Raw genomic sequence first — 14,043 nt, 5'->3', positions numbered from 1 at the left:
TAGAGAGATCCACTGTCGACCATGGCCGAAACACGCGAATCGGCTACGTGACCGGGGTACTGTCATACGTTCGAGATCGCTCCGATACGCCATCGAGGCCGCGTCGGCCGAGGTGCCGCCACCGGAGATCGGGACGTACGCTGGGACCCGTGACGACGGTGACACCCGAGGGACGCAAGCTCCTGCGCGTCGAGGCGCGCAACAGCCAGACCCCGATCGAGCGCAAGCCAGAGTGGATCAAGACCCGGCTGAAGATGGGCCCGCAGTACCGCGAGCTCTCCGGCCTGGTGAAGTCCGAGGGCCTGCACACGGTGTGCCAGGAGGCCGGCTGTCCCAACATCTACGAATGCTGGGAGGACCGCGAGGCCACCTTCCTCATCGGCGGCGACCAGTGCACCCGGCGCTGCGACTTCTGCCAGATCGACACCGGCAGGCCGAAGGCCCTCGACCGCGACGAGCCGCGCCGCGTCGCCGAGTCCGTCGCGACGATGGGCCTGCGGTACGCGACGGTGACCGGCGTCGCCCGCGACGACCTGGAGGACGGCGGCGCCTGGCTGTACGCGGAGACCGTCAGGCAGATCCACGCGGCCGTCCCCGGCTGCGGCGTGGAACTGCTCATCCCCGACTTCAACGCCGTTCCCGAGCAGCTCGCCGAGGTGTTCTCGTCCCGGCCCGAGGTGCTCGCGCACAACGTGGAGACCGTCCCGCGGATCTTCAAGCGGATCCGGCCCGGGTTCCGCTACGAGCGGTCCCTGGAGGTCATCACCAAGGCCCGCGCGGACGGCCTGGTCACCAAGTCCAACCTGATCCTCGGCATGGGCGAGACCCGCGAGGAGATCTCGCAGGCGCTGCGCGACCTGCACGAGGCGGGCTGCGAGCTCATCACGATCACCCAGTACCTGCGGCCCAGCCCGCTGCACCACCCGGTGGAGCGGTGGGTGAAGCCGGAGGAGTTCGTGGAGCTGTCGGCCGAGGCCGAGGAGATCGGCTTCGCGGGCGTCATGTCCGGGCCGCTCGTCCGGTCCAGCTACCGCGCCGGGCGCCTCTACAAGCAGGCGATCGAGGCGCGCGCGTAGGCGGGGGTTGTCGGGTCGGGCGCCCGACCCGACTATCCTTGGATTCATGTCGAAAAAGCCCACGGACGGGGCCCAGGAGCGTCCGGGCCGCCTCAAGCAGATCCGCATGGTCGCCCAGGTGCTCCGGCAGGCCGACCCGAAGGCGCTGCCGATCGTGTTCGCCTCGGCGATCGGAACCCTGGTCGTCGTCATCCTCGTGGGGCTGTTCGTCGGCCAGCTGTGGTTCTTCATCCCGCTCGGCCTGCTCGCGGCGCTCGCCGTCGGCATGATCGTCTTCGGTCAGCTCGCGCAGCGCGCCCAGTACAAGGTGATCGCGGGGCAGCCGGGCGCGGCGGCCGCGATCCTCAAGAACATGCGCGGCAACTGGACGGTCACCGAGGCGGTGAGCGGCAACCGCAACCTCGACATGGTGCACCGCGCGGTCGGCCGCCCGGGGGTGATCCTCGTGTCGGAGGGGCCGCGCCAGCGCGTCGGCCCGCTGCTCGGCGCCGAGAAGAAGCGGATCTCCCGTGCCGCCCAGCAGGTGCCGATCTACGACGTGCAGGTCGGGGACGGCGAGGGCCAGATCCCGGTCGACAAGCTGCAGCGGCACCTGATGAAGCTGCCCCGCAACCTCACCAAGGGGCAGGTCGCGGAGCTGAACGACCGGCTCCAGGCGCTCCCCCGGTCGATGCAGATGCCGAAGGGCCCGATTCCCAAGGGCGTGAAGATGCCGAAGGGCCCCAAGCCGAAGACGCGCTGAGAACGACCGGGAACGCCCGGAACCCAGAACATATGCGAGAGCGCCCCCGCGGGGGCGCTCTTTCGTTTCGCGGCTAGATGTTGACGACGACCGTGTTGCTCGCGCGGTCGTGCAGGCCGCGGTAGTCGCGGTCCCAGAACAGCGCGGGCAGCACCAGCAGCAGCAGCGCCGCCCGGGCCAGGCCGAAGCCGAGCCCGACGGGCCGCCCGTCCAGCCGCACGACGCGGATGCCGGCGATCCGCTTGCCGATCGTGATGCCGAGGAACGCGGTGAGCACCCACGCCTGCAGCCCGAAGATCGCCAGCGTCCACAGGCTGCGCTCGGCCGGCTCCCAGCCGAGCCCGCGCGCCAGCAGGCTCGCGACCAGCATCGACAGGCCCCAGTCGAGGAACAGCGCGAGGAGCCGCCGGCCGTAGGAGGCGACGGCGCCACCGCCCTGCTCCGGGAGCCCGAGCCGCTCGCCGGGCCGGCCGAGGTCGGCGCCCGCCGCGCCCGCGCCGCTCAGCCACGTCTGCGTCCACCGGGGCCCGGCCGCCCGCCCCTTACCACCGCTCATGGCGTCTACGCTATCCCGTCCGCCGAGGCGATCCGCCGGGGGCGGAGTGACGCGTAACACAGCGGAAACATACGAGACACGGCCGGGAAACCGCGCCGCCCTAGCGTTTCAAAAAGCCGAGATGCGCCTTGAGGAGGCCGGATGTTCACCAGCGCCGAAGAGGTCCTGAGCTATATCAGGAACGAAGGTGTGCGATTCGTCGACTGCCGGTTCGTGGACCTGCCGGGCAAGATGCAGCACTTCACGTTCCCCGTGGAGAGCTTCGGCGAGAGCGTCTTCACCGAGGGGCTGATGTTCGACGGCTCGTCCGTCCGCGGCTTCCAGGAGATCCACGAGTCGGACATGCTCCTGCTCCCGGACCCGACGACCGCCGTGGTCGACCCGTTCCGGCAGCACAAGACCCTGAACCTGAACTTCTTCGTGCACGACCCGCTGACCGGCGAGCCGTACAGCCGCGACCCGCGCAACGTCGCGAAGAAGGCGCAGGACTACCTGCGCGGCACCGGCATCGCCGACACCTGCTACTTCGGCCCCGAGGCCGAGTTCTACATCTTCGACGACGTCCGCTTCGAGACGAAGCAGAACGCGGGCTACTACTACCTCGACTCGGTCGAGGGCGCGTGGAACACCGGCCGCGAGGAGGCGGGCGGCAACCTCGGCGCCAAGCCCCCGTACAAGGGCGGCTACTTCCCCGTCCCGCCGATGGACCACTACACCGACCTGCGCTCGGAGATGGTGGCGCAGCTGCTGGACGTCGGCATCCACGTCGAGATGCAGCACCACGAGGTCGGCACCGCCGGCCAGGCCGAGATCGACTTCCGCTTCGACACGCTGCTGAAGACGGCCGACCAGCTCATGCTGTACAAGTACATCGTCAAGAACGTCGCGCGCGACGCCGGCAAGACCGTCACGTTCATGCCGAAGCCGATCTTCGGCGACAACGGCTCCGGCATGCACTGCCACCAGTCCCTGTGGAAGGACGGCGCGCCGCTCTTCTACGACGAGGTCGGCTACGCGGGCCTGTCCGACAACGCCCGCTACTACATCGGCGGCCTGCTGAAGCACGCCCCGTCGCTGCTGGCGTTCACGAACCCGACGGTGAACAGCTACCACCGCCTCGTCCCCGGCTACGAGGCGCCGGTCAACCTGGTCTACTCGCAGCGCAACCGCTCGGCGTGCATCCGCGTCCCGATCACGGGCTCGAACCCGAAGGCCAAGCGCATCGAGTTCCGCGTCCCGGACCCGTCCTGCAACCCGTACCTGGCCTTCTCCGCGATGCTCATGGCGGGCCTGGACGGCATCCGCAACAAGATCGAGCCGGCCGAGCCGGTCGACAAGGACCTCTACGAGCTGCCGCCGGAGGAGGCCCGCGCGATCCCGCAGGTCCCCGGCTCGCTCCCCGAGGTCCTCGCGGCCCTGGCGGACGACCACGACTACCTCCTCGAGGGCGGCGTCTTCACCCCGGACCTCATCGAGACCTGGATCACGATGAAGAACGAGTTCGAGATCGACCCGATCCGGCTCCGCCCGCACCCGCACGAGTTCGAGCTGTACTACGACATCTGATCGCCGGAGCAGTGCGCCGGCCCCGCTCTCCGCGGGGCCGGCGTTCTGCTGTCGGCCGTGGCCCGTCAGCCCGTGGGCGCGGGGGTCTCGAACAGGCCGCTCGCCATGTCCTCGGCGGCCTGCTCGCGCGCCTTGTAGTGGATCTTCTTGCCGGTGGCGGTGAGCGGGAGCGCGTCCACGAACCGGTACGCGCGGGGGCGCTTGTACGGGGCGAGCATGGGGTGCTCGCGGCAGTGCCGTTCGCAGTCGGCGGCGGTCAGCGCCGCCCCCTCCGGCGTGTCGGCCCGCACCACGTAGGCGACGACCCGCCGGCCCCACTTCTCGTCCGGGACGCCCACCACGAGGCTGTCGGCGACGCCGGGGTGCCCGTTGAGGGCCTCCTCGACCTGGACGGGGTGGACGTTCTCCCCGCCGGAGATGATCATGTCGTCCTTGCGGCCGACGATCGTGACGTACTCGTCGGCGTCCCAGGTGGCGAGGTCGCCGATGTACAGCCAGCCGCGGTGGAAGCGGCGGGCCTGGTGCTCCGGGGCGTTGGCGTAGGACTGCCCGCACTTGGGCGACCGGACGATCACCTCGCCGACCTCGGTGCCGTCGCGGGCGACGTGGTCGTCCGGTTCGGCGAGCCGGTCGTCGTAGACCCGGACCACCGCGACGTCGTCGTCGGTGCAGGCGCGGCCGGCGGTGCCGGCGTGCTCGGGCAGGTCGGCGGGGCGCAGGAAGGTGTTCCAGAACGCCTCGGTGGTGCCGTACCCGTTGAAGATCCGCGGGGTCAGGGTCTTCTGGTAGTGCAGGCACGCCTCGCGTTCGAGCGGTGCGCCCATGGTGACGATGCCGCGCAGGGAGGACAGGTCGCGAGGACGCGCGGTCTGCGCGCGCGCCAGCATCGCCAGGTTGGTCGGGGCGCCGATCAGGTAGGTCAGCCCGAGCGTCTCGACGAGGTCGAGGCAGCGGTCCGGGTCGAAGGCGCGCATCGGCACCACCTGCGCGCCCGCGTAGAAGGCCGGGTTGGGGCCGCCGGAGTACAGGCCGCCGCGGTGGAACCACGGCGTCATGTTGAGCGTGCGGTCCTCGGGGCTGAGCGGGAAGTGCATGATCACGTCGTGCGCGGTGAACACCTCGGCGACGCTGTTCACCGGGACGCCCTTGGGCATGCCGGTCGTGCCGGAGGTGTAGAGCCGGGTGGTCTCCGCCCAGGTCGACTCCGTGCCCGGGAGGGGGCGCGGTTCGGCGGCGTAGAGGTCGGCGAAGGGCACCGCGCCGGGCAGCGGGTCCCCGTCCCCGACGGCCGCGACCAGGGCGGGGCGGTGCTCGGCCCGCTCCAGCGCGGCGGCCGCCTGGTCGGTGAACGCCGTGTCGTACACGAACACCGAGGGCCTGCCGTCGTCCAGCACGAAGGCCGTCTCCCCGGGCGCGAGCCGGAAGTTCACCGGGGAGCCGACCGCGCCGCACGCCTGGGTCGCGAGGTAGAGCTGGGCGAACTCCGGGCCGTTGCAGAGCTGGTAGACGACGGTGCCGCCCGGCCCGGCGCCCGCGTCCGCCAGGCCGGCGGCCAGCCGGTCCACCAGGCCGCCCAGCTCGGCGTAGGTGAGGTCTGTGCCGGTCGCCGGGTCGTGGAGGGCGGTGCTGCGCGCGTAGCGGTGGACGTTGCGGCGGAAGCCCGCGAGATAGGTGAACTCGTGCTCGAAGTAGCGGCGGTACGCGGTCGGATCGTAGCCCGTCATCGCTGCCCTCCTCGGGGCGTCAGGTGGTCATGGGCGGGGCTGACGGGAAGCGGGGAGCGCGCTTCTCCCGGAGCGCGGCGGCGCCCTCGACGACGTCGGGGCCGAGGAAGCCGAGCATCTCGTAGGCGGCGGACTGCTCGAAGATGGGGCCGGCCATGCGCAGCCAGCCGTTGAGGGCGCGCTTGGTCCAGCGGATCGCCTGCTGCGAGCCGGTGGCGAGGGAGTCGGCGACGCGCAGCGCCTCCGGCAGCACGTCCTCGCGCGCGACGGCCTTGCTGACGAGCCCGATCCGCTCGGCCTCGGCGCCGTCGATCATCTCGCCGGTGAGCAGGTGGTAGCGGGCCTTGGCCATGCCGACCAGCAGCGGCCAGATGATCGCCGCGTGGTCGCCGGCGGCGACGCCGAGCTTGACGTGCCCGTCGCCGATCTTGGCGTCGCGGGCGCAGATGGAGATGTCGGCCATCAGCCCGACGACCGTCCCGGCGCCGACGGCGACCCCGTTGATCGCGGACACCACCGGCTTCTCGCAGTCGACGATGTTGTAGACGAGGTCGCGCATCTCGCCCAGCATGTGCGAGACGCGCTCGTGGTCGCCGGTCATGCGCTCGACCATGCCGAGGTCGCCGCCCGCCGAGAACGCCTTGCCCGCGCCGGTCACGACCGCGACCCTGGTCTCCGGGTCGGCGGACACGTCGGTCCACACGCGCGCCAGCTCGGTGTGCATGCCCTCGTCGGCGGCGTTGTACTTCTCGGGCCGGTCCATGGTGATCAGCAGGACCCCGTTGGGGCGCCGCTCGAACCGGAGCTGCTCGTACTCCGCGTACTTCTTCATCGGTCTCGTCCCTCTCGGTCAGCTCATGGTGAGGCCGCCGCTGACGCTGACGGTCTGCCCGGTCACGTAGCCGGCCTCGTCCGACGCGAGGAACGCCACCACGGCGGCGATGTCGGCGGGCTCGGCCAGCCGGCGGAACGGTATCGCCCGGACGAGCGCCTCGCGCAGCCCGGGGTCGTCGCCGCCCATGGAGGCGAACAGCGCGGTGTCGGTGGGGCCGGGGGACACGCAGTTGACCCGCACCCCGTGCCGGGCGTGCTCGCGGGCGAGCGTCTTGGTGAAGGCGATCACCCCGCCCTTGGCGGCGGAGTAGACCGCCTCCCCGGACGAGCCGACCCGTCCGGCGTCCGACCCGATGTTCACCACCGCGCCGGACTTCTGCGCCGCCATGATCGGCAGCACCGCGTGGCAGGCGTGCAGGACGCCGTAGAGGTTGACCGCCATGATCCGGTCCCAGTCGGCGGGGTCGGAGTCGACGAACCGGCCCGCCACGTCCCATCCCGCGTTGTTGACGAGCACGTCGATCCGGCCGAGCCGCGAGGCGGCCTCGTCGACCGCCGCGGTGACCGACTCCCGGGACGTGACGTCCACGCGGAGCCCGATCGCGTCTCCGCCGAGGTCGGCGGCGGTTTGCTTCGCGGCGTCCCCGTCGATGTCGGTGGCCGCGACCGCGGCGCCCTCGGCGGCGAGCTTCTCCGCGATCGCCCGCCCGATGCCGCGGCCGGCGCCGGTCACGATCGCGGTCCTGCCCTGCAGTCTTCCCATCGCTGGTCCTCACGGTCGGGGAGTGCGCCGCACTCCGGGTGTCACGGGGCGTAGGCGCGGCCGAGCAGGTGCCGCGCGATCACGAGCTTGGACGCCTGCGCGGTGCCGTCGCCGATCTCCAGCCCGATCACGTCCCGCAGCCGCTGCCCGATCGGGTTCTCGGTGGAGTACGCGGTGTGCCCGAACGTCAGCAGGCACTGGTGGATGACGTCGGCGGCGAGCTTCGGCGCCCAGAACTTCGCCATGGCGGCCTCGGCACCGTGGCCGAGCCCGGTGTCCTTGCGCCACAGCGCCTCGTAGCAGACGTGCCGCGCCCCGCGCAGGTACGCGGCGTGCTCGGCGAGCGGGAAGGAGACGCCCTGGAAGCGCCCGATCGGCTGCCCGAACGCCTCCCGCTCTTGCGCCCACGCCACCGCCTCCTCCAGTGACGCGGCGGCGGCGCCGAGGCAGGCGAGCCCGATGATGGCGCGCGAGTAGTCGAACCCCTGCATGACCGACACGAAGCCGTCGCCGGGGGCTCCGACCATCCGCCCGGCCGCGACCGGCAGCCCGTCGAAGTGCAGCGACGCCCGCCCGATCGACCGTCCGCCCAGGTCGTCGAACCGCGCCCGCGTGACGTACCGGTCGTCCAGCTCGACGTAGAAGGCGCTCACGCCGCGCGGCCCGGGACCGCCGGTGCGCGCCAGGACGACCGCCGTGTGCGCGTCCGCGCCGAGGGTGATCGAGGTCTTCTCCCCCTCCAGCCGCCACCCGTCGCCGTCCGGCCGGGCGGTCATCCGCAGGTTCGCCGCGTCCGTCCCGTGCTCCGGCTCCGTCACGCACAGGGCGGGCAGGACCCGCCCGCCGGTGATCGGCGGCAGCCACTCGGCGCACTGCGCCTCGGTCGCGTTCCGCACCAGGATGTCGCCGATCAGCGCGGTCAGGACGATCACGTAGGTGGCGTTCACGTCGGCGCGCCCGACCTCCTCGGCGGCCATGCCCGCGACGACGGCCCCGGCGTCCTGCCCGCCGTACCGCTCCGGGACGCGCAGCCCGGTCAGCCCTATCTCCGCCATGTCGGCGACCAGGCCGTCCCGCAGCCGCCCGGTCCGGTCGCCGGCCTGGTAGTGCGGCGCCAGCGCGCGGGCGGCGAACCGCCGCACCTCCTGCCGGTACGCCTCCTGGTCGGTGGTGAACGCGAAGTCCATGAGCCCTCCGCCGACCAAGGTGGCAAACTTTGACTCTGGGGTCAATAGTTGGCCCCAGAGTCAAATTGCTACTCTTGAGTCAATTCACGGGAGAGGGGCGGCGTTGACCAGCGGCAGGCAGGCGCTCGCGGACACCCCGGGCTCGGGCCGGGTTCAGCGGCGGCGCGGCCGCCGCACCAAGGAGATCCTCACGACCGCCGCCGAGCTGTTCGGCGAGCGCGGCTTCGACGCGGTCAGCCTGGAGGACGTCGCCGAACGGCTGGACGTCACGAAGGGCTCCCTCTACTACTACTTCCGCAGCAAGGACGAGCTCGGGACCGCCGCGATCGAGTCGCTCGGCAACGACTGGACCGACCGCCTGGAGCGGCTCCCCGCCGCCCGGACCGGGACCCCCGCCGAGCGACTGCGCGCCCTGCTGCACGAGCACATCAGCATCGCCGTCCGCGAGTACCCGGCCGGGCTGCGGCTCTTCCTCGTCCCCCGCGACTGGCCCGCCGACACGGCCGCCCGCATCAAGGCCCTGCGCCGCCGCCACAACGAGATCTTCCGGTCGGTCATCGAGGAGGGCGTCCGCTCCGGCGAGTTCACCGTGACCGGCATCGGCACCACGCTCCAGTGCATGCACGCCGCCATGAGCCAGGCCCCCACCTGGTGCACCCACCTCCCCGAACCCGCCCGCGCCGCCGCCATCGACGAGCTGACCGAGACCCTCCTGATGCTCGTCGGCCACACGCCGAACCCCGATACGACGCTTTGACGCTGTGATTGCGTCACAGTATCATCGTGGCATGCTCTACCCGACCCCTGACCTCACGGGCGCGGACGACAAAGTGCTCGGTGAGATCGAGGAGATGCGCCGTGCACTGCGCCATCAGGTGCGCAACGCCCCCTCGAAGTGGACGCGGGGGTTGCGGAAGTTCCTCACCGCCGACGCCGTGGCGGCGTCCAACTCCATCGAGGGCTTCAAGGTCGCCACGGTCGACGTCGAAGACTTGATGGAAGGCGAGCGTGACGTCGAGGTCTCAGAGGAGGACCGGGAGGAGACCCTCGCCTATCAACGCATGATGACCTACATCCAGAGCCTCCACGACGTGGAAGATTTCGCCTATAGCAAGGGCCTCCTCAACGCCCTGCACTGGATGCTCCAGGGACACCGCCACACCTCTCGCAAGCCCTCCGGCCAGTGGCGCCAGGGGCCGGTCTACGTCACCGATGCCCGCGACTCCAGCATCGCCGCGTACACCGCCCCGGACGCGGGCGACGTTCCCGCGCTCATGGACGAACTGATCGACTGGCTCAATGCGGACCATGACGCGCATCCGCTGATCCGCGCCGCGATGGCGCACCTGCATCTGGTGTCGATCCATCCCTGGGCGGACGGCAACGGCCGCATGTCCCGCTCGCTGCAAACGCTGATGATCGCGCGGGAGGGCGTCCTCGCTCCGGAGTTCTCCTCGATCGAGGCATGGCTGGGGCGACCCGGCAACACCTGGGAGTACTACCGCGAGCTGGCCGCCCGCGGTGCGCGGTACATCCCCGACCAGGACGTCTCGAGCTGGGTCCGCTTCAACCTCACCGCGTACCACCAGCAGGCGCAGAGCGTTCAGGGCCGCCTCGCCCGAGCCGGACGGGTGTGGGAGGTCCTCGCCGCGTTCGTCCGGGAGACCGGCCGGGACGAGCGGATCACCAGCGCCCTGCACGACGTCGCCATGACCGGCCGGGTCCGCCGCCTCCGCTACGAGCATGCCGAGGGTCTCAGCCTTCAACAGGCCCAGCGCGACCTACGCGACCTCGTGGCCGCCGAGATCCTCACGTCCGTCGGCCGCACCCGGGCCCGCTATTACACCGCGGGTCCGCGCTTCCCCGAGGACGCCCTGCAGATCGCACGCACCCCCATGAGCCTCACCGACCCGTACGCCGCCTGAGAGTCGTCCGAACCGCCCACAAGGCCGGCGGGAGCCACGGCTGTGAAAGGTGCCAGGCGCGCCGAGACCTCAATGCGCGCCCCGAGCAGGTCGTGGCATGGCGACAGCGGGTCGCCGGTGGAGGCGATGAACCACGGCACGCCGCCCACGCCCGGCTTCACCCAGACGCTCTCCCCCACTTCGGGGAGCGCGGGTGAGAACACCCGCAGGAGCGGCAGCGGCCGGTCATAGCGCCGTACCGTGCTCCAGCCCGCGAGTCGGAGGTCCTCGCCGAGGCGGTCGAGGTGGGTCTCGGGGGTCACTCGGCGCGCCAGATGATGGTGCCGGTGGCGTCGCGCCAGGCTTCGCCGACCGTGCGGAGATCGACGTAGGAGGTGGTGCCGTCGGGGGCCAGGGCGACATGCCGCACCTTGCCGGCGGCGCGGCTCTCCAGCTCGCGCAACGCCTCGTGGACGTGCCGGATCGCCCTGTTGCGGTCGTCGGTCACCCCGGCCCGCCCCACGTCCCGCCCCCACACGTCCCACGCGTAGATCCTGAGTGGTTCGGTGGTCTTCGGCGTGCGCAACTTGCCCTCCCTGATCGTGGTCACTGCGTCACGGAGAGCATGCGGCCGGTGACGCGGTGCGGGAGGTGCGGTGCGCGCCTGCTCCCAGAGGGGCGCGGTTCGCGCCCCTCTGGGAGGGCGCGCGTTGCCCTCAGGCGGGCAGCCCCAGGAGGCGGGCGAACGTCCGGGCGCGGCGGTCGATCATCGGGCCCCCGTGGTCGACGGCGTCGGCGGCCATTTGCCGGGCCTGGGGTGAGTAGTGCACCGAGTCGTTGCAGACGGGGTAGGCGCGCTCCAACCAGTCGAGGGCGGCGGAGTAGTCGCGGCGCCGGTGGTAGGTGCGGGCCGTCTCCACCATGAGGCGGGCGCGGCGTTCCCTGCTCGGGACGGTGTCGGGGTCGATCTGCCGCGCGTGGTCGCGGGCGGCCGCCGACTTCGACAGGTCGGCTCGCACGGACACGGCGTGGACGGCCACGTTCGAGGAGCCGAACTGCGTCCACGGGTGGTGGTAGCCGGGCGGGAGCCGCTCCGCCACCGCCTGCGCCTCGTCAAGGTGGCGGAGGGCCTCGCCTTCGCGCCCATCACGGGCGTTCGAGGTGGCGGCGTGCAGCAGGAGCGCGCCGTACATCGCCTGCAACTCCACCGGGCCGCCCTCCAGGCGGGGTTCGAGGAGGGCCGCCGCTTCATTGACGAGGGTCAGCGCGCCCTCCACGTCGCCCGCGGAGCGCTGGACGATCGCCTGCGTCCAGGCGGCTCCGGCAAGGGCGACCGGCCGGTCCGCGGTGTGGGCGGCGGCCACGCCGCGGTCGGCCACCACCCAGATCAGTTCGGGTTCGGCCGCCCAGACCAGTTCGTGCTGGACGAGCGCGTAGAGGTCGGCCAGGACGGCGTTGGCCGCTCGGCGGTCGTCGCCTTCGGCCGTCCGGGCGGTGGCACGCGCGTCCCGCACGAGGGCGGGGAGGACGCGCCCCACATCGGTCCGGTGGGTGGGCGAGCCGTGCCACAGTCGCCATGCCTGGGAGACGCGCGCCGCGAGCCCGGGGACGTCCACCCGGGTCTCGGGGACGGCGAGCAGGGGGTCGCGGACGGCCTCGCGGATCGGGGGTATCGCCGCGAGCGGGATGCGGGAGAACGACGCGACCGGGATCGCCGCCGCGTCGCCGAGGTCCATGTCGGTGCCCGCGAGCAGCGCCACGTCGCCGGTGCCGAGCGCCTCGGCGAGCCTGACGAGGGTCGGCAGCCGGGGCGGGAGCCGGCGGCCGGTTTCGATCCCCTTGAGCCAGGACGCGGACCTGCCGACGAGCCCGGCGAGGGTCGGCCGCGTGAGCCCCTTGCGCTCGCGGAGGATGCGGATGCGCTCCCCTGTGCGCCTTCCCGCGAGGTCGTCCAGCATCGGCCGCGTTCCTCTCGTGTCGCCCCTTCCAGGCTAGGCGTGGAGGGCGGCGCTTCCCAGGGGGTTCTGTGGGTGGGCGCCGGCATTATGAGCGCAGAGGGCGGGATGAGGGATCAGACAGTCTCGGGGGTCACTCGGCGCGCCAGATGATGGTGCCGGTGGCGTCGCGCCAGGCTTCGCCGACCGTGCGGAGGTCGACGTAGGCGGTGGTGCCGTCGGGGGCCAGGGCGACATGCCGCACCTTGCCGGCGGCGCGGCTCTCCAGCTCGCGCAACGCCTCGTGGACGTGCCGGATCGCCCTGTTGCGGTCGTCGGTCACCCCGGCCCGCCCCACGTCCCGCCCCCACACGTCCCACGCGTAGATCCTGAGTGGTTCACGGTTCGGGCGCACCCGTTGGATGTAGTACGTCATGGAGGCAAGACTCTCCGTGACGTTACGCCCGGACGGACAGAGTTTCTGTCCCTGCGTCAGACGAGAAGACCGATCCGACCTGCCAGATCTCGGGCATCCCGCCGCATTGCGGTCGGGCCATCCTTGGCCAGTTCGACGGTCATGCGGCGCGCGTACCCGTTGTAGCGGACGGTCTCCGGCGCGGCGATGTAGGCGTGGTCGAGCATGCCGAGCGTCGCGGCGTCGTCGCCCGAGAGCCGCCAGGCCCGCGCCGCCTCGATCAGGTGGCGACCGCGCCGGGGCTGGGACGGGATCGCGGACGCCTCGGCCTTGCGGGCCTGCTTGCGCGCCTCCCCCGCCTGCCTCAGCTCGACGGCGATCGTCACCGCATGGGCGCCCATGATGACGCGCGAGAACGAGGTCATCGGGTCGTAGTGGGACGGCGGGAGCGTCTGCGCGATCCGGTCGGCCCGGTCCCACCAGCGCCACGCGGTCCCCGCCTGCCCTGCCCGCGCGGCGGTGTAGGCGACCTCGTGGTGGAGGGCGCCCCACATCGCCCGCAGCTCGGCGTCCGCGTCCTCCACATGGGGCCTGAGGAGGTCGAGCCCCTCGCGGTTGACGGCTTCCGCCGCGTCGAAGTCGCCCGCGTCCCGGTGCGCCTGCGCGGCCAGCCACACGGCGCCGCCGAACGCCTTGGGATCCTCGGACTCCTCGGCGGCCATGATGCTGCGCTCGACGATGCGCCACAGCAGGTCGGCGGACGGCTGGTACGCCACGTAGAACTGCGCGAGATTGTAGATCCGCGCCAGCAGCGACAGGGCGCGCCGCCGCTCCGCGCCCTCGTACCCGCGCACGGCCTGTTTGGCGTCGCGGATGAGTTCGGGGAGGAGCCCGCCGAGCACGGTGCGGTGGTCTGGGGAGGCGTGCCGGGCCCGCCATGCCGCGTCGAGGCGCGCCTGCAGGTGGTCCAGCGGGCTCGGCGGGCCGGTCATCGCCACCGCCACGGCGTTGATCGCGTCCCGGACGTCGTTGAGCGCCGGGTGGCCCGGGCCGCGGAACATGCTCACCGGGAGCGGCTCGCCGCCGGTCAGCTTGCCGACGTCCCGCAGTTTGAGGGCCTCGGCGAGGTTGAGCAGCGTCGGCAGCTTGGGCTGGCCGATCTCGCCCCGCTCGACCGCCTTGACCCACCGCGCGTTCCGGCCGATCAGGCCGCCCAGGACCTCGCGTGACATCCCGCGCCGCTCCCGGTAGTACCGGATGCGCCGGCCCACGGTGAGATCGGGGTCCGCCGGGTCGACGTTCCGCTCGCTCAAGGCCCTGCCCTTCCTCCGAGTCGCGACGC

At 71.9% G+C, this 14,043-nt stretch carries 14 protein-coding genes; 5 read left to right on the top strand and 9 right to left on the bottom strand.

The genetic code is table 11. The annotated features are described in order from the left end of the window. The first annotated feature begins 149 nt into the window (after nucleotides 1–149). A complete protein-coding gene (gene lipA / locus CHF16_RS01285) occupies nucleotides 150–1,076 on the top strand; it encodes a lipoyl synthase (protein WP_089323993.1) in 927 nt (308 codons plus the stop codon). Nucleotides 1,077–1,122: 46 nt separating this feature from the next. Continuing rightward, nucleotides 1,123–1,818 (top strand): DUF4191 domain-containing protein, encoded by a 696-nt coding sequence (locus tag CHF16_RS01280; protein WP_089323992.1) that lies wholly within the window; start codon nucleotides 1,123–1,125, stop codon nucleotides 1,816–1,818. A gap of 73 nt (nucleotides 1,819–1,891) precedes the next feature. Here CHF16_RS01280 and CHF16_RS01275 read toward each other — a convergent pair whose 3' ends face one another. Next, a complete protein-coding gene (locus CHF16_RS01275; RefSeq protein ID WP_089323991.1) occupies nucleotides 1,892–2,374 on the bottom strand; it encodes an RDD family protein in 483 nt (160 codons plus the stop codon). 141 nt (nucleotides 2,375–2,515) lie between these two features. Between CHF16_RS01275 and glnA the strand changes: the two genes are divergently transcribed. After that, the gene (gene glnA / locus CHF16_RS01270; RefSeq protein ID WP_089323990.1) at nucleotides 2,516–3,940 is read left to right on the top strand and encodes a type I glutamate--ammonia ligase; all 1,425 of its coding nucleotides are present in this window, start codon (nucleotides 2,516–2,518) and stop codon (nucleotides 3,938–3,940) included. A 65-nt stretch (nucleotides 3,941–4,005) separates the two neighbouring features. On the opposite strand, the gene CHF16_RS01265 is transcribed toward glnA, so the two are convergent. From CHF16_RS01265 to CHF16_RS01250, 4 genes are read right to left on the bottom strand one after another with little or no spacing between them, the layout of a single operon-like run. Beyond that, nucleotides 4,006–5,664 carry a class I adenylate-forming enzyme family protein gene (locus CHF16_RS01265; protein WP_089323989.1) on the bottom strand — a complete coding sequence of 553 codons (1,659 nt, stop codon included), beginning with the start codon at nucleotides 5,662–5,664 and terminating at the stop codon, nucleotides 4,006–4,008. A 19-nt stretch (nucleotides 5,665–5,683) separates the two neighbouring features. Next, a complete protein-coding gene (locus CHF16_RS01260) occupies nucleotides 5,684–6,496 on the bottom strand; it encodes an enoyl-CoA hydratase/isomerase family protein (protein WP_089323988.1) in 813 nt (270 codons plus the stop codon). 18 nt (nucleotides 6,497–6,514) lie between these two features. Continuing rightward, nucleotides 6,515–7,261, bottom strand: a complete 747-nt coding sequence (locus tag CHF16_RS01255; protein WP_089323987.1) for an SDR family NAD(P)-dependent oxidoreductase — start codon at nucleotides 7,259–7,261, stop codon at nucleotides 6,515–6,517. Between the two features lie 41 nt (nucleotides 7,262–7,302). After that, entirely contained in the window at nucleotides 7,303–8,448 is a 1,146-nt protein-coding gene (locus CHF16_RS01250) for an acyl-CoA dehydrogenase family protein (protein WP_089323986.1), read from the bottom strand. A gap of 103 nt (nucleotides 8,449–8,551) precedes the next feature. Here CHF16_RS01250 and CHF16_RS01245 point away from each other — a divergent pair, with 103 nt between their 5' ends. Continuing rightward, the gene (locus CHF16_RS01245) at nucleotides 8,552–9,205 is read left to right on the top strand and encodes a TetR/AcrR family transcriptional regulator (protein ID WP_218826492.1); all 654 of its coding nucleotides are present in this window, start codon (nucleotides 8,552–8,554) and stop codon (nucleotides 9,203–9,205) included. Between the two features lie 31 nt (nucleotides 9,206–9,236). Beyond that, nucleotides 9,237–10,373: a Fic family protein gene (locus CHF16_RS01240; RefSeq protein WP_089323984.1), complete on the top strand. Its 1,137-nt coding sequence runs from the start codon at nucleotides 9,237–9,239 to the stop codon at nucleotides 10,371–10,373. A gap of 298 nt (nucleotides 10,374–10,671) precedes the next feature. On the opposite strand, the gene CHF16_RS01230 is transcribed toward CHF16_RS01240, so the two are convergent. From CHF16_RS01230 to CHF16_RS01215, 4 genes are all read right to left on the bottom strand, one after another. After that, a complete protein-coding gene (locus CHF16_RS01230; protein WP_089323982.1) occupies nucleotides 10,672–10,962 on the bottom strand; it encodes a hypothetical protein in 291 nt (96 codons plus the stop codon). A 106-nt stretch (nucleotides 10,963–11,068) separates the two neighbouring features. Next, the gene (locus CHF16_RS01225) at nucleotides 11,069–12,310 is read right to left on the bottom strand and encodes a helix-turn-helix domain-containing protein (RefSeq protein WP_089323981.1); all 1,242 of its coding nucleotides are present in this window, start codon (nucleotides 12,308–12,310) and stop codon (nucleotides 11,069–11,071) included. Nucleotides 12,311–12,440: 130 nt separating this feature from the next. Continuing rightward, nucleotides 12,441–12,722, bottom strand: coding sequence for a hypothetical protein (locus CHF16_RS01220; protein ID WP_089323980.1), 282 nt, complete (start codon nucleotides 12,720–12,722; stop codon nucleotides 12,441–12,443). Nucleotides 12,723–12,778: 56 nt separating this feature from the next. Further along, on the bottom strand, nucleotides 12,779–14,014 hold the full coding sequence (locus CHF16_RS01215; protein WP_089323979.1) for a helix-turn-helix domain-containing protein: 1,236 nt from the start codon (nucleotides 14,012–14,014) through the stop codon (nucleotides 12,779–12,781). Nucleotides 14,015–14,043 lie beyond the last annotated feature (29 nt).

It is taken from the genome of Actinomadura meyerae (genome assembly GCF_900188445.1).
Taxonomy (GTDB): domain Bacteria; phylum Actinomycetota; class Actinomycetes; order Streptosporangiales; family Streptosporangiaceae; genus Spirillospora; species Spirillospora meyerae.
This window is presented reverse-complemented; position numbering and strand designations above follow the sequence as displayed.

Bases quoted from the DNA above. Each gene is read 5' to 3' on its own strand.
- CHF16_RS01280 (WP_089323992.1), top strand. From the start codon at position 1,123: ATGTCGAAAAAGCCCACGGACGGGGCCCAGGAGCGTCCGGGCCGCCTC.
- CHF16_RS01275 (WP_089323991.1), bottom strand. From the start codon at position 2,374: ATGAGCGGTGGTAAGGGGCGGGCGGCCGGGCCCCGGTGGACGCAGACG.
- glnA (WP_089323990.1), top strand. From the start codon at position 2,516: ATGTTCACCAGCGCCGAAGAGGTCCTGAGCTATATCAGGAACGAAGGT.
- CHF16_RS01265 (WP_089323989.1), bottom strand. From the start codon at position 5,664: ATGACGGGCTACGATCCGACCGCGTACCGCCGCTACTTCGAGCACGAG.
- CHF16_RS01260 (WP_089323988.1), bottom strand. From the start codon at position 6,496: ATGAAGAAGTACGCGGAGTACGAGCAGCTCCGGTTCGAGCGGCGCCCC.
- CHF16_RS01255 (WP_089323987.1), bottom strand. From the start codon at position 7,261: ATGGGAAGACTGCAGGGCAGGACCGCGATCGTGACCGGCGCCGGCCGC.
- CHF16_RS01250 (WP_089323986.1), bottom strand. From the start codon at position 8,448: ATGGACTTCGCGTTCACCACCGACCAGGAGGCGTACCGGCAGGAGGTG.
- CHF16_RS01240 (WP_089323984.1), top strand. From the start codon at position 9,237: ATGCTCTACCCGACCCCTGACCTCACGGGCGCGGACGACAAAGTGCTC.
- CHF16_RS01225 (WP_089323981.1), bottom strand. From the start codon at position 12,310: ATGCTGGACGACCTCGCGGGAAGGCGCACAGGGGAGCGCATCCGCATC.
- CHF16_RS01220 (WP_089323980.1), bottom strand. From the start codon at position 12,722: ATGACGTACTACATCCAACGGGTGCGCCCGAACCGTGAACCACTCAGG.